This window comes from Streptomyces sp. NPDC001270, assembly GCF_042896695.1.
Lineage (GTDB): Bacteria > Actinomycetota > Actinomycetes > Streptomycetales > Streptomycetaceae > Streptomyces.
The window spans coordinates 94,658-114,186 of record NZ_JBIAXM010000005.1; the positions used below are offsets into that span (position 1 = coordinate 94,658).

Genomic DNA, 19,529 nt, shown 5'->3' on the forward strand with positions numbered 1-19,529 from the left:
GGGTCTTCGACCGCTGGGGGCCGCTCCTGTCGTAGCATCCTCGTACGGGCTTCCCCACCTGCTCCTCGGTCAACGTACGGATCACCAGGCGCAGTTGGCCCGCGTCGGGAGGAACTATGCAGCATCGCGGCAGACATCGCAGGCGCAAGCGGGGCAAGGCCCTGCGCGCGGTCCTGGCCGGTACCGCGCTCGCGCTCACCGCGACCGCCACCCTGATCAGCGCCTCGCAGGCCACGATCGCCGACGACCCCGGCGCGCTCAGGCCGCTGACCTCCGCCGCCGACACCGCGAAGCTGCGGCTCCAGGAGCAGCCGGTGCCGTACCGGACGCTGGACCGGCTGACCTCGGCGATGGGCCGTCCGGTCGGCGTCGACGCCGTCCTGCGCAGCGCCGACCGCACCCTGCGCAACGCGACCGACTGCACCGAGGGCGACCGCGAGTCGCTGCCCGTCGAGCCGGCGGCCGACCGGGCCTACTGCTGGGACCGCGCCGACGCCGCCGCACCGGACTGGCGGCCGTCGTCGGTGACCACCTCGGCGGACGCGGACGACGACGGCCTGTGGGGCGAGCACCGGGTGGTCCTCGCGGGCTCGACGCACACGAAGGCCGGGCCCGCCGCCGACCGGGGGCTCGCCCGGGTGGCCTTCGTGGACGCCGACGACCCCGACCGCCTCGCCTACCGCTGGGTGCTCCTCGTGGTCCCCACCGCGGACGGCCGTGACTACCGGGGGCTGTCCTCCCAGATCTCCGGCATGGTCTGGTACCAGGACAAGCTGCTGGTCACCACCAACACGGGCAGCGCCGACGCGCTCTACGTCTACGACCTGGACCGCATCCAGCGCACCACGGTCGACGCCGCGGCGATCGGCCGGGTGCCGGACGGCTGGTCGGCCGACGGCTACCGGTACGTCATGCCCGCGGTCGCCGCCTACCGCTACCCCGCCGGACGGTGCACCGCGACCGGCTCGCCGTGCCCCGGCACGATCTCCCTGGACCGCGGCACGGCCCCCGACAGCCTGGTCCTCGGCGAGGGGACCGCCACCGGCAGCGACCGGCGGGCCCGCCTGTGGCGGTACTCGTTCAGTTCGGACCCGGCCCGCAGCGGCCTGCTCGCCATAGACGCCGCGGGGCGGGCGGACGCGGTGGAGGCGTACACGACGCAGGCGCACCGAATCCGCGGCGTGCTCTCCCACCAGCCGCCGGGGTCGGCCCGCAGCACCTGGTACCTCGCGCATCCGCCCGCCGACCTGACGGGCCACGGCGGCCTGTGGCGCCAGGACACCGGGGGCGCGCGAGTGGCGCGCTGCGGCTCGGACGCGACGCACCACTGCTGGGCGGAGCACACCGGGTCGTTGTCCTACGTGCCGCAGACGGGCGAGGTGTGGTCGGTCACGAACCGCATGCTCTTCACCGTCCCGCTGGCCGCTGTCGACAAGTCGCTGGGTTAGCTGGTTCCCTGGCCCGCATGAGCACCGTCGCCGTGACCACCTGGTCCCTGGAACAGACCTCCCCGACCGACCTGTTGCCCGCCGCCACACCCGACGGGGACGTCCGGGTCGTCCGTGCCGAGGTCCCCTCCCCCGAGTTCAGCCGCTTCCTCTACGCCTCGGTCGGCGGTGACATCCGCTGGACCGACCGGCTCGGCTGGAGTCACGCCCGGTGGCTGGAGCACCTGGACCGGCCCGGCGTGGAGACCTGGGTCGCCCTGGACCGGGGCACGCCCGCCGGTTACGCGGAACTGGATCCGCAGGACGACGGCGTCGTGGAGATCGTCTACTTCGGACTGCTGCCGGCCTTCCGGGGGCGGCTGATCGGCGGCCATCTGCTGTCGTACGGCACGGCCCGCGCCTGGGACCTCGCGGAGCGGTGGCCCGAGCGGACCCCGACGAAGCGGGTCTGGCTGCATACGTGCAGCCAGGACGGCGCGCATGCGATGGACAACTATCTGCGCCGGGGATTCCGGCTGTTCGACACCAGGATCGAGGAGGAGCGCGAGGTAGCCACGCCGGGGCCCTGACCCGGGGCATACCCGGCCTGACCTGCATCGACAAGGCCCCCTGCGGAACATGTGACCGATCACACTCCCATACCGCATTCCGAGACGATGACGTCCACATGGCGGGCAATGCTGGACTGTGTCCAGATCGCCGTGCCACGCTTCCGTCATGTCTGGAACTGGAATTGCCTTGGTGAGTCGGCGGCACGTCGACCTCGGCCGCATGTCCAGCGCCATCTGTCCGGCGAGCTGACAGCCCCGCGACGTCGACATTCCACGCCTTTGCCTGCTTCCTGCGCAAAGGCCGCACACGTATGCTCCATGCGCCTGCCGCGCAGGTCAGAGCCGTATTCCGCCTGTCCCGAAGGACGTACTCGCCATGGCCGCCACTCCGCAGAACCCTGCTGCCTCCGCGCCCCGCCGCAAGGTGAGCCGTCATCGCGGAGAGGGGCAGTGGGCCGCGGGTCACTTCACCCCGCTCAACGGCAACGAACAGTTCAAGAAGGACGACGACGGTCTCAATGTGCGGACACGCATTGAGACGGTCTACTCGAAACTCGGTTTCGACTCCATCGACCCCAACGACCTGCGCGGCCGTATGCGCTGGTGGGGGCTGTACACCCAGCGCCGTCCCGGGATCGACGGCGGCAAGACCGCGATCCTGGAACCGGAGGAGCTGGACGACAGCTACTTCATGCTGCGGGTGCGGATCGACGGCGGACGCCTCACCACCCGGCAGCTGAAGGTCATCGGCGAGATCTCCCAGGAGTTCGCCCGCGGCACCGCGGACATCACCGACCGGCAGAACATCCAGTACCACTGGATCCGGATCGAGGACGTCCCCGAGATCTGGAACCGGCTGGAGGCCGTCGGGCTGTCGACCACCGAAGCCTGCGGCGACACGCCGCGCGTCATCCTCGGCTCGCCCGTCGCCGGCATCGCCGAGGACGAGATCATCGACGGCACCCCGGCCATCGAGGAGATCCACCGCCGGATCATCGGCAACAAGGACTTCTCCAACCTGCCCCGCAAGTTCAAGACCGCCGTCTCCGGCTCGCCGCTGCTCGACGTGGCGCACGAGATCAACGACGTGGCGTTCGTGGGCGTCGTGCACCCCGAGCACGGGCCCGGCTTCGACCTGTGGGTCGGCGGCGGTCTGTCCACCAACCCGAAGATCGGGCAGCGGCTGGGCGCCTGGGTCCCGCTCGACGAGGTCCCGGACGTCCACGAGGGCGTCCTCTCGGTCTTCCGTGACTACGGCTACCGCCGGCTCCGCACCCGGGCGCGGCTGAAGTTCCTGGTCGCGGACTGGGGCGTGGAGAAGTTCCGGCAGGTGCTGGAGGACGAGTACCTGAAGCGGAAGCTGACCGACGGCCCGGCGCCCGCCCAGCCGGTCGAGCGGTGGCGCGACCACGTGGGGGTGCACCGGCAGCGGGACGGCCGGTTCTACGTCGGCTTCGCCCCGCGGGTCGGCCGCGTGGACGGCGCCACGCTGGCGAAGATCGCCGATCTCGCCGAGACGCACGGCTCCGGCCGGGTGCGTACCACCGCCGAGCAGAAGATGATCGTGCTCGACGTCGCCGAGGAGCAGGTCGACTCGCTGGTCGAGGGGCTGGAGTCGCTGGACCTCACCGCGCACCCGTCCCCCTTCCGACGCGGCACCATGGCCTGTACCGGCATCGAGTACTGCAAGCTGGCCATCGTCGAGACGAAGGTGCGCGGCGCCGCGCTCATCGAGGAACTGGAGCGCCGCCTCCCCGACTTCGACGAGCCGCTCACCATCAACGTCAACGGCTGCCCGAACGCCTGCGCCCGCATCCAGGTCGCGGACATCGGACTCAAGGGCCAGCTGGTCCTGGACGGCGACGGCAACCAGGTCGAGGGCTTCCAGGTGCACCTGGGCGGCGCGCTCGGCCTGGAGGCCGGCTTCGGCCGCAAGGTGCGGGGGCTGAAGGTGACCTCCGAGGAACTGCCGGAGTACGTGGAGCGCGTCCTCAGGCGTTTCCTCGCCGAGCGCGAGGACGGCGAGCGGTTCGCCGCCTGGACCGCCCGTGCCGACGAGGAGGCCCTCTCATGAGCGAGCGGGCCGCTCCTTTCTACTGTCCTTACTGCGGCGACGAGGACCTGCGTCCCAGCGAGCAGACAGCGGCGTCCCCCCTGACCGGGCACGACCACCGGTCCGGGGGGAGCGCCTGGGAATGCGCGGCGTGCAACCGCGGCTTCCAGTTGAAGTTCCTCGGGCTGCTGGCCCGCGGGGTGAGCCGTGGGAGCGCTCGGAGCGCGCCGCGGGCGAACTCCCCCGACGAGGGCGGCCTCCGGCACTCCGACAACGGAGGGGATGACCGAACATGAACACGGCTCAGGACGAACGGACGAGCGACGAGTTGCGGACCCTCGCCGAACGGGCGGGGCACGAGCTGGAGGACGCCTCCGCGCTCGACATCCTGCGATGGGCGGCGGACACGTTCGGCCGCCGCTTCTGTGTGACGTCCTCCATGGAGGACGCGGTGGTCGCCCATCTGGCCTCGCGCGCCAGGAAGGGCGTCGACGTGGTGTTCCTCGACACCGGCTACCACTTCCCCGAGACCATCGGCACCCGGGACGCGGTCGAGGCGGTGATGGACGTCAACGTCATCACCCTCACCCCGCGCCGGTCGGTCGCCGAACAGGACGCCGAGTACGGCCCGAAGCTGCACGACCGCGATCCCGACCTGTGCTGCCGGCTGCGCAAGGTGCTGCCCCTGGAGGAGGGGCTCAGGGACTACCAGGCGTGGGCGACCGGTCTGCGCCGCGACGAGTCGCCGACCCGGGCGGACACCCCGGTGGTCGGCTGGGACGAGCGGCGGCAGAAGGTCAAGATCGCCCCGATCGCCCGCTGGTCGCAGGAGGACGTGGACGCCTACGTCGCCGAGCACGGCGTGCTCACCAACCCGCTGCTGATGGACGGCTACGCCTCCATAGGCTGCGCGCCCTGCACCCGCCGGGTACTGGCGGGCGAGGACGCGCGGGCGGGCCGCTGGGCCGGACGTGCCAAGACCGAGTGCGGGCTGCACGAATGACGATCACCGAGACCCAGGAGACACACGTGACGACCGGGGCCACCGTCTGGCTCACGGGTCTGCCGAGCGCCGGCAAGACCACCATCGCCCACGAGCTGGCCGGCCGGCTGCGCGCGTCGGGCCACCTCGTCGAGGTGCTCGACGGCGACGAGATCCGCGAGTTCATCTCGGCGGGCCTCGGCTTCAGCCGTGCGGACCGGCACACCAATGTGCAGCGCATCGGCTTCCTCGCCGAACTCCTGGCCCGCAACGGCGTCAAGGCGCTCGTCCCGGTCATCGCGCCGTACGCCGACAGCCGCGCGGCCGTCCGGGAACGCCACGAGGAGAACGGCACGTCGTACGTGGAGGTGCATGTGGCGACGCCGGTCGAGGTGTGCTCCGTACGCGACGTGAAGGGCCTGTACGCCAAGCAGGCGGCGGGCGAGCTGTCCGGTCTGACGGGGGTCGACGACCCGTACGAGGAGCCCGAGAAGCCCGATCTGCGGATCGAGTCGCAGCACCAGAGCGTGCAGGAGTCGGCGGCGTCGGTGTATGCGCTGCTCAGCGAGAGGGGACTGGCATGACGACCGTCACGCGGTCCGGCGAGGGCACGGACACGCCGTACTCCCTGTCGCATCTGGACGCGCTGGAGTCGGAGGCGGTGCACATCTTCCGCGAGGTCGCGGGCGAGTTCGAACGACCGGTGATCCTCTTCTCCGGCGGCAAGGACTCCATCGTCATGCTCCACCTCGCCCTCAAAGCCTTCACCCCCGCCCCCGTACCCTTCGCCCTCCTCCACGTCGACACCGGCCACAACTTCCCCGAAGTCCTCGACCACCGCGACCACACCGCCCACACCCACAACCTCCGCCTGCACATCGCCTCCGTCCAGGACTACATCGACCGCGGCACCCTCAAAGAACGCCCCGACGGCACCCGCAACCCCCTCCAGACCCTCCCCCTCACCGAAAAGATCCAGCACGAGAAATTCGACGCCGTCTTCGGCGGCGGACGCCGCGACGAAGAAAAAGCCCGCGCCAAAGAACGCGTCTTCTCCCTCCGCGACGAATTCTCCCAATGGGACCCCCGCCGCCAGCGCCCCGAACTCTGGAACCTCTACAACGGCCGCCACGCCCCCGGCGAACACGTCCGCGTCTTCCCCCTCTCCAACTGGACCGAACTCGACGTCTGGCAGTACATCGCCCGCGAGGACATCGCCCTGCCCGAGATCTACTACGCGCACGAACGCGAGGTCTTCCAACGCGACGGGATGTGGCTGACGGCAGGTGACTGGGGCGGCCCGCGGGACGGCGAGACGGTCGAGAAGCGCCAGGTCCGCTACCGCACCGTCGGCGACATGTCCTGCACCGGCGCCGTCGACTCCGACGCCGACACCATCGACAAGGTCATCGCCGAGATCACCGCCTCCCGCCTCACCGAACGCGGCGCCACCCGCGCCGACGACAAACTCTCCGAAGCCGCGATGGAAGACCGCAAGCGCGAGGGGTACTTCTAAACATGAGCACGACGACGGCCGGGGAACTCCAGGCCACCACACTGCTGCGGTTCGCCACCGCCGGTTCGGTCGACGACGGCAAGTCCACCCTGGTCGGACGCCTGCTCCACGACTCCAAATCGGTCCTCACCGACCAGCTCGAAGCCGTCCAGCACGCCTCCCTCAGCCGCGGCAAGGACACCCCCGACCTCGCCCTCCTCACCGACGGACTACGCGCCGAACGCGAACAGGGCATCACCATCGACGTCGCCTACCGCTACTTCGCCACCCCCCGCCGCCGCTTCATCCTCGCCGACACCCCCGGCCACGTGCAGTACACCCGCAACATGGTCACCGGCGCCTCCACCGCCGAACTCACCGTCGTCCTCGTCGACGCCCGCAACGGCGTCGTCGAACAGACCCGCCGCCACGCCGCCATCGCCGCCCTCCTCCGCGTCCCCCACGTCGTCCTCGCCGTCAACAAGATGGACCTCGTCGGCTACCGGGAGCCCGTCTTCGCGCGGATCGCGGAGGAGTTCACGGCCTACGCCACCGATCTCGGCGTTCCCGAGGTCACCGCGATACCGATCTCGGCGCTGGTCGGCGACAACGTGGTGGAGCCCTCCGCGACCATGGACTGGTACGGCGGCCCGACCGTCCTCGAACACCTGGAGACCGTCCCGGTCAGCCACGACCTGGCGCACTGCCACGCCCGGCTGCCCGTGCAGTACGTCATCCGGCCGCAGACCGCCGAGCACCCCGACTACCGCGGCTACGCCGGCCAGATCGCGGCCGGCTCCTTCCGCGTGGGCGAGGAGGTGACGGTCCTGCCGGCCGGCCGGACCTCCCGGATCAGCGGCATCGACCTGCTCGGCACACCGGTCGAAGCGGCCTGGACCACCCAGTCGGTGACGATCCTGCTTGAGGACGACATCGACATCTCGCGCGGCGACCTGATCGTGCCGAGCAAGGACGCGCCGGACGTCACCCAGGACGTCGAGGCGACCGTCTGCCACGTCGCCGACCAGCCGCTGGGCGTCGGCCACCGGGTGCTGCTCAAGCACGGCACCCGCACCGTCAAGGCGATCGTGAAGGACATCCCCTCCCGGCTCACCCTCGACGACCTCTCCCTGCACCCGCACCCGGGGCAGCTCGTCGCCAACGACATCGGCCGGGTCAAGATCCGCACCGCCGAACCGCTGCCGCTCGACTCGTACGCCGACTCGCGCCGCACCGGCTCGTTCATCCTGATCGACCCGAGCGACGGCACGACACTGACCGCGGGCATGGTCGGCGAGTCCTTCGCCGCGCCCGAACCGGTCAAGGACGAGGCCGAGAACGACGGCTGGGACTTCTGACCGTGACCTCGTCGACCGATGTCTTCTCGACGTTCGCCAAGGAGGGCGGGCGCGTCGGCAGCGGCGCCCTCGGCAGCGGACAGGGCGGAGTGGCCCGATGTGTGCGCTGACGTACGCGCACTGCCTGCGCGCCCACACCCCCCACGCCCCTGTCCGAAGACCTGCCGACCTCCCGGCCACGCCCTGAGAGACCGTGACCGCCGGGCCAACGAGAGGAACCCCTCCCGTGCCTGCCAACAGCACCCCCGCACTGCGCCGCGCGCTCGCCGTGGCCGCCGCGCTCCCCCTCCTCGCACTCGCCGCCTGCGGGTACGGCTCCCAGTCCGACGACAGCTCCGCGAACCAGAAGGTCGCCGCGGGCGCCAAGAAGATCGACGGCCTGGACTCCGTCAAGATCGGCTACTTCGGCAATCTGACCCACGCGACCGCGCTGGTCGGCAACCAGAAGGGCTTCTTCCAGAAGGAGCTGGGGGCCACCAAGGCCCAGTACGCCACCTTCAACGCGGGCCCCTCCGAGATCGAGGCGCTGAACGCCGGTTCCATCGACATCGGCTGGATCGGCCCCTCCCCCTCGATCAACGGCTACACCCAGTCGAACGGCAAGAGCCTGAAGATCATCGGCGGTTCGGCCTCCGGCGGGGTGAAGCTCGTCGTCGATCCGGACAAGATCAAGACCCTCAAGGACGTCAAGGGCAAGAAGATAGCCACGCCCCAGCTCGGCAACACGCAGGACGTGGCGTTCCTCAACTGGATCGCGGACCAGGGCTGGAAGGTCGACGCGCAGAGCGGCAAGGGCGACGTCACGGTCGTCCGCAGCGACAACAAGGTGACCCCGGACGCGTTCAAGTCCGGCTCGATCGACGGCGCCTGGGTACCGGAGCCGACCGCGTCGAAGCTGGTCGCCGAGGGCGGCAAGGTCCTCCTCGACGAGTCCTCGCTGTGGCCGGACGGAAAGTTCGTGATCACGAACATCATCGTGTCGCAGAAGTTCCTCAAGGAGCACCCGAAGGCCGTCGAGGCCGTGCTGAAGGCGTCCGTCGACACCAACAAGTGGATCAAGGCCAACCCGGACCAGGCGAAGGCCGCGGCCAACAAGCAACTGGAGACGGACTCCGGCAAGGCGCTGCCCGCCGATGTGCTGGACCCGGCCTGGAAGTCGATCCAGGTCACCGACGACCCATTGGCCGCCACGCTGAACACGGAGGCGGAGCACGCGGTCAAGGCCGGCCTGCTCGCGAAGCCCAACCTCGACGGCATCTACGACCTGACGATCCTCAACAAGGTCCTCAAGGCCGAGGGCGAGAGCCCGGTCTCCGCCGCCGGTCTCGGCACCAGCTGACCCGTTCCGACGAGTATCCAGGAGGTGACGACCATGGCCACGACGTACGCCGGGGCCGCCGAGTCCGTGGAGCACGCGGCCCGCCTCGACCACGTCTCGAAGTCCTTCACGGGCCCGGGCGGGCAGCAGCTCGTCCTGGACGACATCACCCTCGATGTCGCGCCGGGCGAGTTCGTCACCCTCCTGGGTGCCTCGGGCTGCGGCAAGTCCACGCTGCTGAACCTGGTGGCGGGCCTCGACGCGCCCACCACGGGCTCGATCACGACGGACGGCCGCCCGGCCCTGATGTTCCAGGAGCACGCCCTCTTCCCGTGGCTGACCGCGGGCAAGAACATCGAACTCGCCCTCAGACTGCGGGGCGTCGCCAAGCCCGAGCGGCGCACCAAGGCCGAGGAACTGCTCGAACTGGTCCGGCTGAAGGGCGCGTACGGCAAGCGCGTGCACGAGCTGTCCGGCGGTATGCGGCAGCGGGTGGCGCTGGCCCGCTCGCTCGCCCAGGAGAGCAGTCTGCTGCTGATGGACGAGCCGTTCGCGGCGCTCGACGCCATCACCCGGGACGTACTGCACGACGAGCTGACCCGCATCTGGACCGAGACCGGGCTGTCCGTGCTGTTCGTGACGCACAACGTGCGCGAGGCGGTGCGGCTGGCCCAGCGGGTCGTGCTGCTGTCGTCGCGGCCGGGCCGGGTGGCCCGGCAGTGGACGGTCGACATCCCGCAGCCGCGCCGCGTCGAGGACGCCCCGGTGGCGGAACTGTCCGTCGAGATCACCGAAGTCCTGCGTGGGGAGATCCGCCGTCATGGCCAGCACTGAGACGAAGACGACGGACGCCGCGACGAACCCCGCCGAACTGCCCGGCATCGGGGCGGGCCTCGACGCGCTGGAGAGTTCGCACACCAGCCGTACGCCGTTCCGCAAGACGTTCGTCGACAAGATCCTGCCGCCGCTCGTCGCGATCCTGGTGGTCCTGGTGGTCTGGCAGGGACTGATATCCCTCAAGATCGTCGACGATCCCACCAAGCTGCCCTCCCCGAAGGCCGTGTGGCAGGAGTTCCACGACGCCTGGCTCGAGGGCAAACTGCTCGGCTACATCTGGACCAGTGTCTCGCGCGGACTGCTCGGCTTCTGCTTCGCGCTGATCATCGGCACTCCGCTCGGCCTGCTGGTGGCGCGGGTGCGGCCGGTGCGCGCGGCCATCGGTCCGATCCTGTCCGGGCTCCAGTCGCTGCCGTCGGTGGCGTGGGTGCCGCCGGCCGTGATCTGGCTGGGCCTGGACAACTCGATGATGTACGCGGTGATCCTGCTCGGCGCGGTCCCGTCGATCGCCAACGGCCTGGTGTCCGGCGTGGACCAGGTGCCGCCGCTGTTCCTGCGGGCCAGCCGCACGATGGGCGCGACCGGCCTCAAGGGCACCTGGTACGTCACGCTGCCGGCCGCGCTGCCCGGCTATGTGGCGGGCATGAAGCAGGGCTGGGCGTTCTCCTGGCGTTCGCTGATGGCCGCCGAGATCATCGCGTCGTTCCCGGACCTCGGCGTGGGCCTCGGGCAGTTGCTGGAGAACGGCCGCAACGCGAGCGACATGGCCATGGTGTTCGAGGCGATCCTGCTCATCCTGTTCGTCGGCATCGCCATCGACCTGCTGATCTTCAGCCCGCTGGAGCGGTGGGTGCTGCGCAGCCGCGGGCTGCTGGTGCGGAACTGAGGCATCCCGTGCGCGCACCGGTCCGCCCCGCCCTCGTGGTGATCGCCCACGGCAGCCGCGATCCGCGGCACGCCGCGACCGTGCACGCCCTGGTGCGGCGGGTACGGTCGCTGCGGCCGGGACTGCGGGTGGCGACGGCCTTCCTGGACTTCGACGCGCCGTCCGTGCACGGTGTGCTGGAGGGCCTGGCGGCGGACGGCGTGCGGGACGTGGTGGCGTTGCCGCTGCTGCTCACCCGTGCCTTCCACGCGAAGGCCGATGTGCCCGCGGTGCTGCGGGACGCGCCGCCGCGGCTGCGGATCCGGCAGGCCGAGGTGCTCGGGCCGGCGCCGCTGCTGCTGGCGGCGCTGGAGCGCCGGCTGCGCGAGGCCGGCGTCGCGCCCGGTGACCGGGCCTCGACCGGGGTGGTGCTGGCCACGGCCGGGTCCACCGACCCGGAGGCGATCGAGGTGATCGCGGATCTCGCGCGGGAGTGGCGGCGCACCGGCTGGCGGGCCGTGCGGCCCGCGTCCGCCTCCGCCGGGTCGTCCGTGGGGTTTCCGCGTACGGAGGACGCGGTGCGGGAGTTGCGCGCGGTCGGTTGCGCGCGGGTCGCTGTCGCGCCGTACGTCCTGGCTCCCGGGTTCCTGCCGGACCGTATCGCGCGCGGTGCGCGGGATGCGGATGTCCTCGCGGACGTGCTGGGGGCGGCGCCGGAGGTGGCCCGGGTGGTGTTGGAGCGGTATGACGACGGGGCGTCGGTGTGGGTGCGGGGCCCTGGCCGGGGGGTTGGGGCTGGTTGCGCCGTTCCCCGCGCCCCTGAGGGGGGTTTGGGACGGGGGGCGGCCGGGGGTCGTGGGGGTTTGTTGCGCAGTTCCCCGCGCCCCTAAGAAAGAGGGCTTACGGCAGTGGTCAGCCGCAGGCCCGTGGGGGATTTTCGTGTCGTTCCTCGTGTGCCTGGGGCGGGGGTGTGGGGTCGGGTGCCGGGCCCGGTGGTCGGTCGGGGTCGGGCCCGGCAGGGGGGTGTGGTGCGGTCAGGGCTTGGTGGTCGCCGTGACGGTGGCCGCCGGGCCGGTGCCGGCCGCGGTCACCGCCGCGACGGTCACCGTGTAGGACGTACCGGGTTCGAGCCCGCCGATCACCCGGAACATGGCCTTGGCCGAGGGCTGGGTGACCAGGGCGTCCCGGCCGGTGACGGCGATGGGGTCACGGCCGTCGGAGACCGTCACCCGGTAGCCGACGATCTTCGCGTCGCCCGGCACGGACGGCGGGGTCCAGGCCAGGGTCGCCGCCGTGGCCGCCGTACGCAGCTTGGGGCTCGTGGGGGCACCGGCCGGCACGGTCGCGGCCGTGGGGGCCAGCGGGAGCGAGGCGAGCGACGGGGCACTGTCGCCGTGCGCGTTGCGCGCCGTGACGGTCACCGTGAACGGACCGCCGGACGCGGGCAGGCCGGCGATCCGCAGCAGCGCGGTCCGCTTGAACTCGGCGGCGCCGACGGCCTGTTCGGCGACCTGGCGGTCCGCCACGTCGTACGCCCGCGCCGTGTACCGCGTCACCGGTGACCCGCCGTCCGCGAACGTCGGGTTGAACGTGACGTACAGCGCGTCCGGCCCCGCCGTGCTCGCGCCGACGCGGGACGGCGCCTCGGGCACGGACGGCGCCGCGACCGGGAGGTTCAGCAGGTACCGGTAGGTCGGTTCGAGCCCGGCGTTCGCCAGGATGTCTGCCGGTACGTCGGCCGGCCCCGTCATGATGTGGTTGCCGGTGGTCACCAGGCCCTTGTCGGCGCCGTCGGCGGTGCCCTCCTCCCACCAGTTGTCCTTGACCAGGGTCGGGTCGTTGTTGCCGAGGGCGTCGCGGTAGTCGGTGTGCCGGGAGGCGACGTTGGCGTAGGACGCACCGTAGAGGATGTTGCCCTCGACCGTCTCGTAGGTGCAGCCGTTGTCGGTGTAGACGCTCTTGCCGAGGCCCCACTGGTCGTGGATGACGTTGCCGGTGACCTTCTCGCCGTCGGTCATCGAGGTGCCGGTCAGGCCCTGGGTGTAGATGCCGCCGCCGTCGTCGAGCATCTGCATGTAGTCGAAGATCAGGTTGTCGCGTACGGCGTTGTCGTGGCTGGGGTTGGGGGTCGCCGGGTCGCCGATCTTGTCGGGCCAGCCGCCCCAGCCCATGGAGACGGCGGAGTAGCCGACGTGGTCGATCTGGTTGTGGGCGATCGTGGTGTGCCGGGTGTAGCCGTTGAGGACGGCTACCCCGCCGTGGTACTCGCGGGGCAGCGCGTAGAGGTGGTTGTCGGTCACCGTCACGCCGGACGCGGGGGTCCCGCCGTCGACTCCGCCGATCTCAAGTCCGTTGCCGGAGATGTCGGTGAAGACGTTGCCGCGGACCGTCGCGTCGGTGCTGCCGGTGCCCAGGTCCAGTCCGGCGGCGCCGAGATGGGCGAAGACGTCGTCGCTGAACTCGATGCGCCGGCCGTGGCTGAAGGAGACGTTGCCCGGCATCTTGGTCCAGGACGCGAAGGGGCAGGTGCCGCCTTCGACGTACTGGCACAGGCCCTGGGTGGCCCAGCCCCGCTCTCCGGTGATGGTGTTGCCGGCCTGGATCTCGGAGAAGCCCGTGGGGGTGTTCGGGGTCAGCCAGGTCGCGTAGCTGAACCGCAGGCCGCGGAAGGCGATGTCGTGGACGGGGTCGGCGGCCGTGCCCTGCCCGTCGACGAGTTTCTCGGCCGCGGCGGCCTCGACGTCGGCGCGGGCGAGGTTCTCGCCGTGACGCGGCAGGTAGTAGACCATCCGGGCCGTCCGGTCGAGGTACCACTCGCCGGGCTGGTCGAGGAGTTCGTAGGCGTTCTCGACGTACGAGGCCCGGCCGCCGTTGGTGAGCCGGCCGGGGCCGACCATGCTGACGGTGCGGCCGGGGATGTCGGGGAACTCCACCCGTTTGTTGGAGTTGTCCCAGCAGGGCTGGACCATGGTGATCGTGGTGCCCTGGGCGGCGGCGATGCGGCAGCGCGGCTCGGTCCACTGGCCGAGCCCGTTGCGTTCGACGTTCCACAGGGCCTCGCCGCTGGTGTAGACGAACTCGGCGTCGGTGGGACGCTTCCAGTGGGCGATCGTGTCGGCGGACGCCGTGTAGCCAGTGGCGGTCTGGGTGAGGGTCACCGGTACGGTGCCGCGGGCCCGCTGGGCACGCACGCCGTCGACGTACAACTGCCGCGTGTCGGTGAGCCCTTGGGGCGCGGGCGCGGACCACAGTCCGGTGCGGCCGGGCACCCGGTGCCAGCCGGTGACCTGACGGCCGCCGCTGAACACGGTGTCGCCGTTGCCCTGCCAGATCACCTGGTGGCCGTCCGTGCCCGAGTCGCGGGCGTCCAGGACGAGGGGCTGCGCCAGGCGGTAGGTGCCCGGCGCGAGGTGCACGGTCAGGTCGGTCCGCATCTCCGCGGTCCGGGCGCGGACCAGGTCGCGGGCGCGCTGCGGGGTGCGGACGGGATGGCGGGCGCTGCCGTCGGCGTGGTCGTCGCCGGCGGGTGAGACGTAGACATCCAGGGACGAGACCTGGGTCCGGGTCTGGGTCCCGGTCGTGATCTGGCTCTGGGGCTGTGTCTGGGTCCGGGTCTGGGCGGCGAAGCTCGGTGTGCCTGGACCGCCCAGATCTCCGAGGACCAGGACGGCGGAGACGAGGGTGACGAGGGCGACTCTTCGGTGCGTGGGCATGTGACCCCTCCCGTGGGTTCAGCCTGTACCCAACGCCGGAAAGGTAGGAGCACTGATGAGTCGTCGTCAATGCAGGGTGCACGAAATTGCATGGCTGCGACGCGCGCGGTACACCGAGTGGCCATATTCATCGGAGCACCGTTCAGTCACATATTCGCTGTTCAGCTGAGCGCGGCTGTCATCCTTCCGTCGGCGGGGCCGGTGGCAGAACCGGTGGTACGACAGTCGGCCCTTCCGCCGGCAGGACCCCGATCTCGATCCGGCCCAGCCGCTCCGGCTCCGCGATCACCTCGATCGCCGTGATGCGGCCCGCCTCGAACGTGAAGGCCAGCACCAGCCGCGGCCGGCCGAACGGCGCCATCACCAGGCCGACCGCACCGTCCAGCAGGGCGAGCCCGGTGAAGCGGGCCCGTGCCACGGCGGCCATGGCGCCGCGGGCGACCGGCTCGGCGCCGCGCACCGTGACCGGCTCGGGGGTGGGCACGACCAGTCGGTCGGCGTGCAGCACCACGTCCGGGTCGAGCAGCGCGAACAGCGCCGCGAAGTCCCCCTGGCGGGTGGCGGCCAGGAACGCCTCGACGGCCTCGCGCATCCGCCCCCGGTCGTCGCCGGGCCCGGGAGCGCGGCCCCGGACCCGGCGGCGGGCACGGCTGGCGAGTTGCCGGGTGGCGGCCGGGGTCTTCTCGATCAGCGGGGCGATCTCGTCGAACGGCACGGCGAACAGGTCGTGCAGCACGAACGCGACCCGCTCGGCCGGCCCCAGCGTGTCGAGCACCACGAGCAGGGCCACCCCGACCTCGTCGGCGAGCAGCGCCTCCCGTACCGGGTCGGCGCCCTCCCCGCCGGCCACCGGGCCCTGCTGCTCCGGCTGTTGTGGCGCGAAGGGCTCCTCGCGCCGGGTGCGGCGCGAGCGCAGCAGGTTCAGGCACACCCGGGTCACCACCGTGGTGAACCAGCCGGTCAGGTTCGCCACCTCGCCGATGTCGGCTCGGGCGGCACGCAGCCATGCCTCCTGCACCGCGTCGTCCGCCTCGGCGGCCGAGCCGAGCAACCGGTGGGCCACGGCCGTCAGATGCGGCCGGTCCGCCTCGAAACGTGCCGCGAGCCATCCGGTGTCCGCAGGCCCAGCCGGCCGCTCGCCGTCCCCCGTGTTCTGGTCCACCGCGCCGCTCCCTCCCCGTCCGGACCCTCCGGACCGTCGGGAACACGAAACGCCGTCGCGCACGAAAGATCAATCGCCGGAGCGATCGCCGGATCATCGATCCCCAGATCATCGATCCCCGGATCACCGGTCCCCGGATCGATCGCCGGATCAGTCGCCGGATCACTCGTCAGGCCACGCGTCGGATCGCGTGCCGGACCATGTGCCGGATCATGTGCCGGATCACGGGTCAGGTCGAGCCGCGGGCCACGTGCTCGCCAGAGCGCCGGATCGAGCGCCCTGGATCAGTCCTTCGGGGATGCCTGCCCGGTCGGACCCTGCCGCGGGTCGCGGCCGCTCGATGCCAGCGCCCGCTCGAACACGGGCGCGTCGTCCGGCACCGGGACCGGTTCGGCGAAGCCGTCGTACTGCCGGTAGAGGTCGGCGTGCTTCTCCACCACCTCCAGGACCAGGCGGGCGGCGCCATCCGAGACCCGGAACTCCTGACCGGTGGCGACCGCCACGTCCCAGCCGTGCACCGCCGTCTCCTTGATGATCATCGCCGCGAGATCGGCGGCCGGCATCTTCGCCATGCCGAGGTCGATCTCGCCCTCCCAGACCGCCGGGTCCGCCCAGGCGGCCGCGGCGCGGTCCAACTGCGCCGCGTACGCCTCGGCCCAGTCGGGATCGGCGGTGAAGTCGCGGGCCGTCAGCTCCTCGGACAGTTGCCTGCGCAGGGCGCGGTGCTCCAGGCCGTGCGAGGTGTAGAGGACCCAGTGGTTGACGAGGGCGCGGACGTCCCAGCCGGGGCAGTGGGTGGGGTCGCCGAGCCGGGCGGCGGGCACGCCGCGCGCGACCCGGGACGCCTCGGCGGCGCATTCGAGCAGGTACGGATGGAGATCGTGGTACGTCATGCCGCCCACGCTAGGCAGCGCCGCGCCACCCCTCTTGAACAAACGCGACAGCCTCGTCGCGGGGAGGCACACGGGACCGTACGGAGTCACAGGGGACCGGCGGCCCGACCGGATCGGCCAGCCCGACCGGGTGGGCCGGATCAGTCGGATCGGCCTTGCCCCTGGGGCAGGGCCGCGGCTCCGGGCCATGGACCCCGCGACGAGATCCATGACACCGCCGGCACCGACGACACCGGTGCCCATCCGTGCCTGGCCCGTCCCGGGAAGTCCATTCCCGTGCGCCGCGCCTCGGGCCGCGCGAGGTCACGCTGCCGGGGTGGTCAGCTCCACGAGTTTGACCACGGTGTTCCAGTTGCGGCTGGTGGCGACGAAGCCCTTGGTCCGGCGCGGCCGGGACAGGGCCTCGGCCAGCTTGGAGCGGCCGAGGCCGGCGGGGGCGTACAGGTACAGGGCGCGGTCGCCGAGGCGGAACTCCTCCGGGAGGTGGGCCGCCAGGTCGATGTCGGCGTAGCGGGCCGGGTCGGCGGGCTCGGAGAAGTAGGTGACGTGGAGTTGCCTTGGCTCAAGATCGGCGGCCGGGAAGGGGCAGGCGTCGGCGACCGCCTTAAGGTAGCCGTGATCGCGCACGAGCACGTCCACGGAGAAACCGAACCGCCGCTCCAGCACCGCGCTGATCTCCGCGGCCAGCGACTCCTCGTCGCCGTGGTCGGTCGCGAACACCGCTTGGCCGCTCTGCAGATGGGTGCGTACGCCGTCGTAGCCGAGGCCCGCCAGGAGGTGGCGCAGCTCGGCCATCGGGACTTTCCTGCTGCCGACGTTGACCGCGCGCAGCAGCGCCGCATAGGTCGTCATCCGCACACCATAGGCGGCCACCGTGCCCCGTGGGGGCGAGCACGACGACCGGACCCGTCGCCGCGGGGCCGCGGACGATGCCGGGCATGCCTCTGCGTGGGTGGTCCTGAGGTACTGCCCGTGCTTTGGCAGCGCGGCGTCGCCGGGCTTCTAGGCTGTGGTGGTGCGGTAGAACTCGGCTGCCGTGACGGTGGCGGGGACTTCGAGTTCGGCGGCGACCTCGATGATCGCGCTGTCGCCGACCGCGAGGTCGGCTTGGCCGTCGGTGGTGAAGTAGGGCGCGATGAACGTCTCGTAGTGGGCTCGGACTTCGTCCTCGGTCTGTCCGCCCAGGAACGTCCGCATGTGCCGCACGGTGGTGTCGGGGTCGTTGTGGATCACCTGTAGGGCGCGCCGGTGGGCTCGTACGACGGCCTGGACCGCGGGGTCGTCCGGGTCGATGCAGGTGGGGTCGACGGCCACGCCCACGGTGGGGATCTGGAAGTGGTCGCCGACCCAGGCCGGCACCTGCCAGCCCTGCTCGGCGGCGACCGCCTCGGGCGCCATGGTGCTGCCGACGTAGGCGGCGTCGATCTTGCCCTCGCGCAGTCGGCGCAGGTCCATGCCGTAGTCGCCGGGGTGGCGGACGACGGTGTCGAGGTCGCGGTCGGGGTCGAGGCCGGCCTTGCGCAGCACGATCCGGGCGAAGCACCCGGGTGGGGTGTGGGGAGCGTGTACCGCCAGTCGTCGGCCGGCCAGGTCGGTCAGGGAGGTCAGGCCGGGGCGGGCGAGGAACCAGAACAGCGGGTGGTGGGTGTTGACGTTGAGGGCGACCCACGGGATGCCGTCGGTCAGGCGGGAGAGCAGTGCCCGGCCAAGTCCGATGGTGGCGCAGCGGCGCAGCCGTTCGATGTCCCAGGTGCAGCCGTCCCGCAGTGCGACGTGGACGCCCTCGTCGGCGTAGTAGTCCTGCTGGTCGGCGATGTAGGCGGCCAGTTCCTCTTGCAGGCCCCGCCCGACGTAGGCGAGATCGATCCGGTACATGAAGCTGTTCCTCGATCCTGTCATCACCGCGCCGTTCTGCACGGGCGCGGGGCGGCGCGGCGTACGGTGCTGAGGTGACGGTGCGGCGGATACGGGCCGGGCTGTCAGTCCATCGACATTCCGCCGTTGACCGCGGCTGTGGTGCCGGTCATGAAGGAGTTGTCCTCGCCGGCGTAGAAGGCGACCGCCTGGGCGACGTCGGCCGGGCGTGCCAGGCGGCCCACAGGGGTGAGGGCCACCTGCCGCTGCTTGATCTTCTCGTCGAGCGCGGACCCCATGCGGGTGTCCTCCACCGGGCCGGCTGCGACGATGTTGACCGTGATGCCCTGCGGGCCCAGTTCCTGGGCGAGGTAACGGGCGAACTGCTCCAGGGCGGCCTTGGCCGCGCCCAGCGCGATCATGCCCGCCCGGGGCCGGCGGCTGAGGCCGGTGCTGATGTAGACGATGCGTCCCCAGCCCTGTTCGCTCATGGCGGGCAGGACGGACTTGGTGACCGCGAACGCCGCGTGCATCTCGGCGTCGATCTTGCCGCCCAGCTCCTCCCACGTCATGTCCTGGAACGACTTGACCGCATACGGGATCAGCGCGTTGTGCACGAGCACCTCGATGCCGTCCCACGCCGCCTGGACCTGTTCGATCATGCTCTCGACGGCCGCTGCCTCGCGCACGTCGGCCTGCACGGCCATGGCCTGCCCGCCTGCGGCCTCGATGTCGGCCACGACCTCGTCGGCCGCCTCGGTGTTGCGCAGGTAGTTGACCACGACGCGCATCCCTCGCGCGGCAAGGAGACCGGCGGTGGCCGCACCGATTCCGCTACTGGCCCCTGTCACCAATGCCACCCGGCCGTCTGCCCCAGTCACGAGCCCACCTCCTGATCATCATCGCGAGCCGTCGGAATGACCGCCCGGAATCCTGCGCCGTCGGTGCCGGGGTCGGCCGAGCGGATCGCCCCGTGGCACGGTGTCGACGGTCGCCCGCA

At 71.3% G+C, this 19,529-nt stretch carries 19 protein-coding genes; 13 read left to right on the top strand and 6 right to left on the bottom strand.

Features of this window, described 5'->3' with window-relative positions; genetic code table 11:
- Window positions 1–116: 116 nt before the first annotated feature.
- The 13 genes from ACFY2B_RS10435 (at window position 117) to ACFY2B_RS10495 (ending at window position 11,797) form a co-directional block, all read left to right on the top strand.
- Window positions 117–1,448 (top strand): hypothetical protein, encoded by a 1,332-nt coding sequence (locus tag ACFY2B_RS10435; RefSeq protein ID WP_390762733.1) that lies wholly within the window; start codon window positions 117–119, stop codon window positions 1,446–1,448.
- A 17-nt stretch (window positions 1,449–1,465) separates the two neighbouring features.
- Complete coding sequence (locus ACFY2B_RS10440) at window positions 1,466–2,017, top strand: GNAT family N-acetyltransferase (RefSeq protein WP_390762734.1); 552 nt, start codon at window positions 1,466–1,468, stop codon at window positions 2,015–2,017.
- Between the two features lie 148 nt (window positions 2,018–2,165).
- The gene (locus ACFY2B_RS10445; RefSeq protein WP_309486338.1) at window positions 2,166–2,249 is read left to right on the top strand and encodes a putative leader peptide; all 84 of its coding nucleotides are present in this window, start codon (window positions 2,166–2,168) and stop codon (window positions 2,247–2,249) included.
- Window positions 2,250–2,375: 126 nt separating this feature from the next.
- The gene (locus tag ACFY2B_RS10450) at window positions 2,376–4,073 is read left to right on the top strand and encodes a nitrite/sulfite reductase (protein ID WP_390762735.1); all 1,698 of its coding nucleotides are present in this window, start codon (window positions 2,376–2,378) and stop codon (window positions 4,071–4,073) included.
- A complete protein-coding gene (locus tag ACFY2B_RS10455) occupies window positions 4,070–4,348 on the top strand; it encodes a hypothetical protein (protein WP_390762736.1) in 279 nt (92 codons plus the stop codon). The genes ACFY2B_RS10450 and ACFY2B_RS10455 overlap by 4 nt, the downstream gene beginning before the upstream one ends.
- Window positions 4,345–5,055 (top strand): phosphoadenylyl-sulfate reductase, encoded by a 711-nt coding sequence (locus ACFY2B_RS10460; RefSeq protein WP_390762737.1) that lies wholly within the window; start codon window positions 4,345–4,347, stop codon window positions 5,053–5,055. The genes ACFY2B_RS10455 and ACFY2B_RS10460 overlap by 4 nt, the downstream gene beginning before the upstream one ends.
- A 26-nt stretch (window positions 5,056–5,081) precedes the next feature.
- A complete protein-coding gene (gene cysC, locus ACFY2B_RS10465) occupies window positions 5,082–5,618 on the top strand; it encodes an adenylyl-sulfate kinase (RefSeq protein ID WP_390762966.1) in 537 nt (178 codons plus the stop codon).
- Window positions 5,615–6,550 (top strand): sulfate adenylyltransferase subunit CysD, encoded by a 936-nt coding sequence (gene cysD, locus ACFY2B_RS10470; protein WP_390762738.1) that lies wholly within the window; start codon window positions 5,615–5,617, stop codon window positions 6,548–6,550. The genes cysC and cysD overlap by 4 nt, the downstream gene beginning before the upstream one ends.
- A gap of 2 nt (window positions 6,551–6,552) precedes the next feature.
- The gene (locus tag ACFY2B_RS10475; protein WP_390762739.1) at window positions 6,553–7,887 is read left to right on the top strand and encodes a sulfate adenylyltransferase subunit 1; all 1,335 of its coding nucleotides are present in this window, start codon (window positions 6,553–6,555) and stop codon (window positions 7,885–7,887) included.
- A gap of 226 nt (window positions 7,888–8,113) precedes the next feature.
- A complete protein-coding gene (locus ACFY2B_RS10480) occupies window positions 8,114–9,226 on the top strand; it encodes an aliphatic sulfonate ABC transporter substrate-binding protein (protein WP_390762740.1) in 1,113 nt (370 codons plus the stop codon).
- A 33-nt stretch (window positions 9,227–9,259) separates the two neighbouring features.
- Window positions 9,260–10,039, top strand: coding sequence for an ABC transporter ATP-binding protein (locus tag ACFY2B_RS10485; RefSeq protein WP_390762741.1), 780 nt, complete (start codon window positions 9,260–9,262; stop codon window positions 10,037–10,039).
- A complete protein-coding gene (locus ACFY2B_RS10490; RefSeq protein ID WP_390762742.1) occupies window positions 10,026–10,928 on the top strand; it encodes an ABC transporter permease in 903 nt (300 codons plus the stop codon). The genes ACFY2B_RS10485 and ACFY2B_RS10490 overlap by 14 nt, the downstream gene beginning before the upstream one ends.
- An 8-nt stretch (window positions 10,929–10,936) precedes the next feature.
- Entirely contained in the window at window positions 10,937–11,797 is an 861-nt protein-coding gene (locus ACFY2B_RS10495; RefSeq protein ID WP_390762743.1) for a sirohydrochlorin chelatase, read from the top strand.
- A 144-nt stretch (window positions 11,798–11,941) separates the two neighbouring features.
- Here ACFY2B_RS10495 and ACFY2B_RS10500 read toward each other — a convergent pair whose 3' ends face one another.
- The 6 genes from ACFY2B_RS10500 to ACFY2B_RS10525 form a co-directional block, all read right to left on the bottom strand.
- Entirely contained in the window at window positions 11,942–14,620 is a 2,679-nt protein-coding gene (locus tag ACFY2B_RS10500; RefSeq protein WP_390762744.1) for a right-handed parallel beta-helix repeat-containing protein, read from the bottom strand.
- A gap of 178 nt (window positions 14,621–14,798) precedes the next feature.
- Window positions 14,799–15,782 (bottom strand): sigma-70 family RNA polymerase sigma factor, encoded by a 984-nt coding sequence (locus ACFY2B_RS10505; protein WP_390762745.1) that lies wholly within the window; start codon window positions 15,780–15,782, stop codon window positions 14,799–14,801.
- Window positions 15,783–16,066: 284 nt separating this feature from the next.
- Window positions 16,067–16,675 (bottom strand): TIGR03086 family metal-binding protein, encoded by a 609-nt coding sequence (locus tag ACFY2B_RS10510; RefSeq protein ID WP_390762746.1) that lies wholly within the window; start codon window positions 16,673–16,675, stop codon window positions 16,067–16,069.
- A gap of 303 nt (window positions 16,676–16,978) precedes the next feature.
- Window positions 16,979–17,527, bottom strand: a complete 549-nt coding sequence (locus ACFY2B_RS10515) for a DUF1697 domain-containing protein (protein WP_390762747.1) — start codon at window positions 17,525–17,527, stop codon at window positions 16,979–16,981.
- Window positions 17,528–17,677: 150 nt separating this feature from the next.
- Window positions 17,678–18,550, bottom strand: coding sequence for an ABC transporter substrate-binding protein (locus tag ACFY2B_RS10520; RefSeq protein WP_390762748.1), 873 nt, complete (start codon window positions 18,548–18,550; stop codon window positions 17,678–17,680).
- Window positions 18,551–18,654: 104 nt separating this feature from the next.
- On the bottom strand, window positions 18,655–19,410 hold the full coding sequence (locus tag ACFY2B_RS10525) for an SDR family NAD(P)-dependent oxidoreductase (protein WP_390762749.1): 756 nt from the start codon (window positions 19,408–19,410) through the stop codon (window positions 18,655–18,657).
- Between the last annotated feature and the right edge of the window lie 119 nt (window positions 19,411–19,529).

Coding starts and splice junctions, on each gene's coding strand:
- ACFY2B_RS10435 (WP_390762733.1), top strand. CDS start 117: ATGCAGCATCGCGGCAGACATCGCAGGCGCAAGCGGGGCAAGGCCCTG.
- ACFY2B_RS10440 (WP_390762734.1), top strand. CDS start 1,466: ATGAGCACCGTCGCCGTGACCACCTGGTCCCTGGAACAGACCTCCCCG.
- ACFY2B_RS10445 (WP_309486338.1), top strand. CDS start 2,166: ATGTCTGGAACTGGAATTGCCTTGGTGAGTCGGCGGCACGTCGACCTC.
- ACFY2B_RS10450 (WP_390762735.1), top strand. CDS start 2,376: ATGGCCGCCACTCCGCAGAACCCTGCTGCCTCCGCGCCCCGCCGCAAG.
- ACFY2B_RS10455 (WP_390762736.1), top strand. CDS start 4,070: ATGAGCGAGCGGGCCGCTCCTTTCTACTGTCCTTACTGCGGCGACGAG.
- ACFY2B_RS10460 (WP_390762737.1), top strand. CDS start 4,345: ATGAACACGGCTCAGGACGAACGGACGAGCGACGAGTTGCGGACCCTC.
- cysD (WP_390762738.1), top strand. CDS start 5,615: ATGACGACCGTCACGCGGTCCGGCGAGGGCACGGACACGCCGTACTCC.
- ACFY2B_RS10475 (WP_390762739.1), top strand. CDS start 6,553: ATGAGCACGACGACGGCCGGGGAACTCCAGGCCACCACACTGCTGCGG.
- ACFY2B_RS10485 (WP_390762741.1), top strand. CDS start 9,260: ATGGCCACGACGTACGCCGGGGCCGCCGAGTCCGTGGAGCACGCGGCC.
- ACFY2B_RS10490 (WP_390762742.1), top strand. CDS start 10,026: ATGGCCAGCACTGAGACGAAGACGACGGACGCCGCGACGAACCCCGCC.
- ACFY2B_RS10500 (WP_390762744.1), bottom strand. CDS start 14,620: ATGCCCACGCACCGAAGAGTCGCCCTCGTCACCCTCGTCTCCGCCGTC.
- ACFY2B_RS10510 (WP_390762746.1), bottom strand. CDS start 16,675: ATGACGTACCACGATCTCCATCCGTACCTGCTCGAATGCGCCGCCGAG.
- ACFY2B_RS10515 (WP_390762747.1), bottom strand. CDS start 17,527: ATGACGACCTATGCGGCGCTGCTGCGCGCGGTCAACGTCGGCAGCAGG.
- ACFY2B_RS10520 (WP_390762748.1), bottom strand. CDS start 18,550: ATGTACCGGATCGATCTCGCCTACGTCGGGCGGGGCCTGCAAGAGGAA.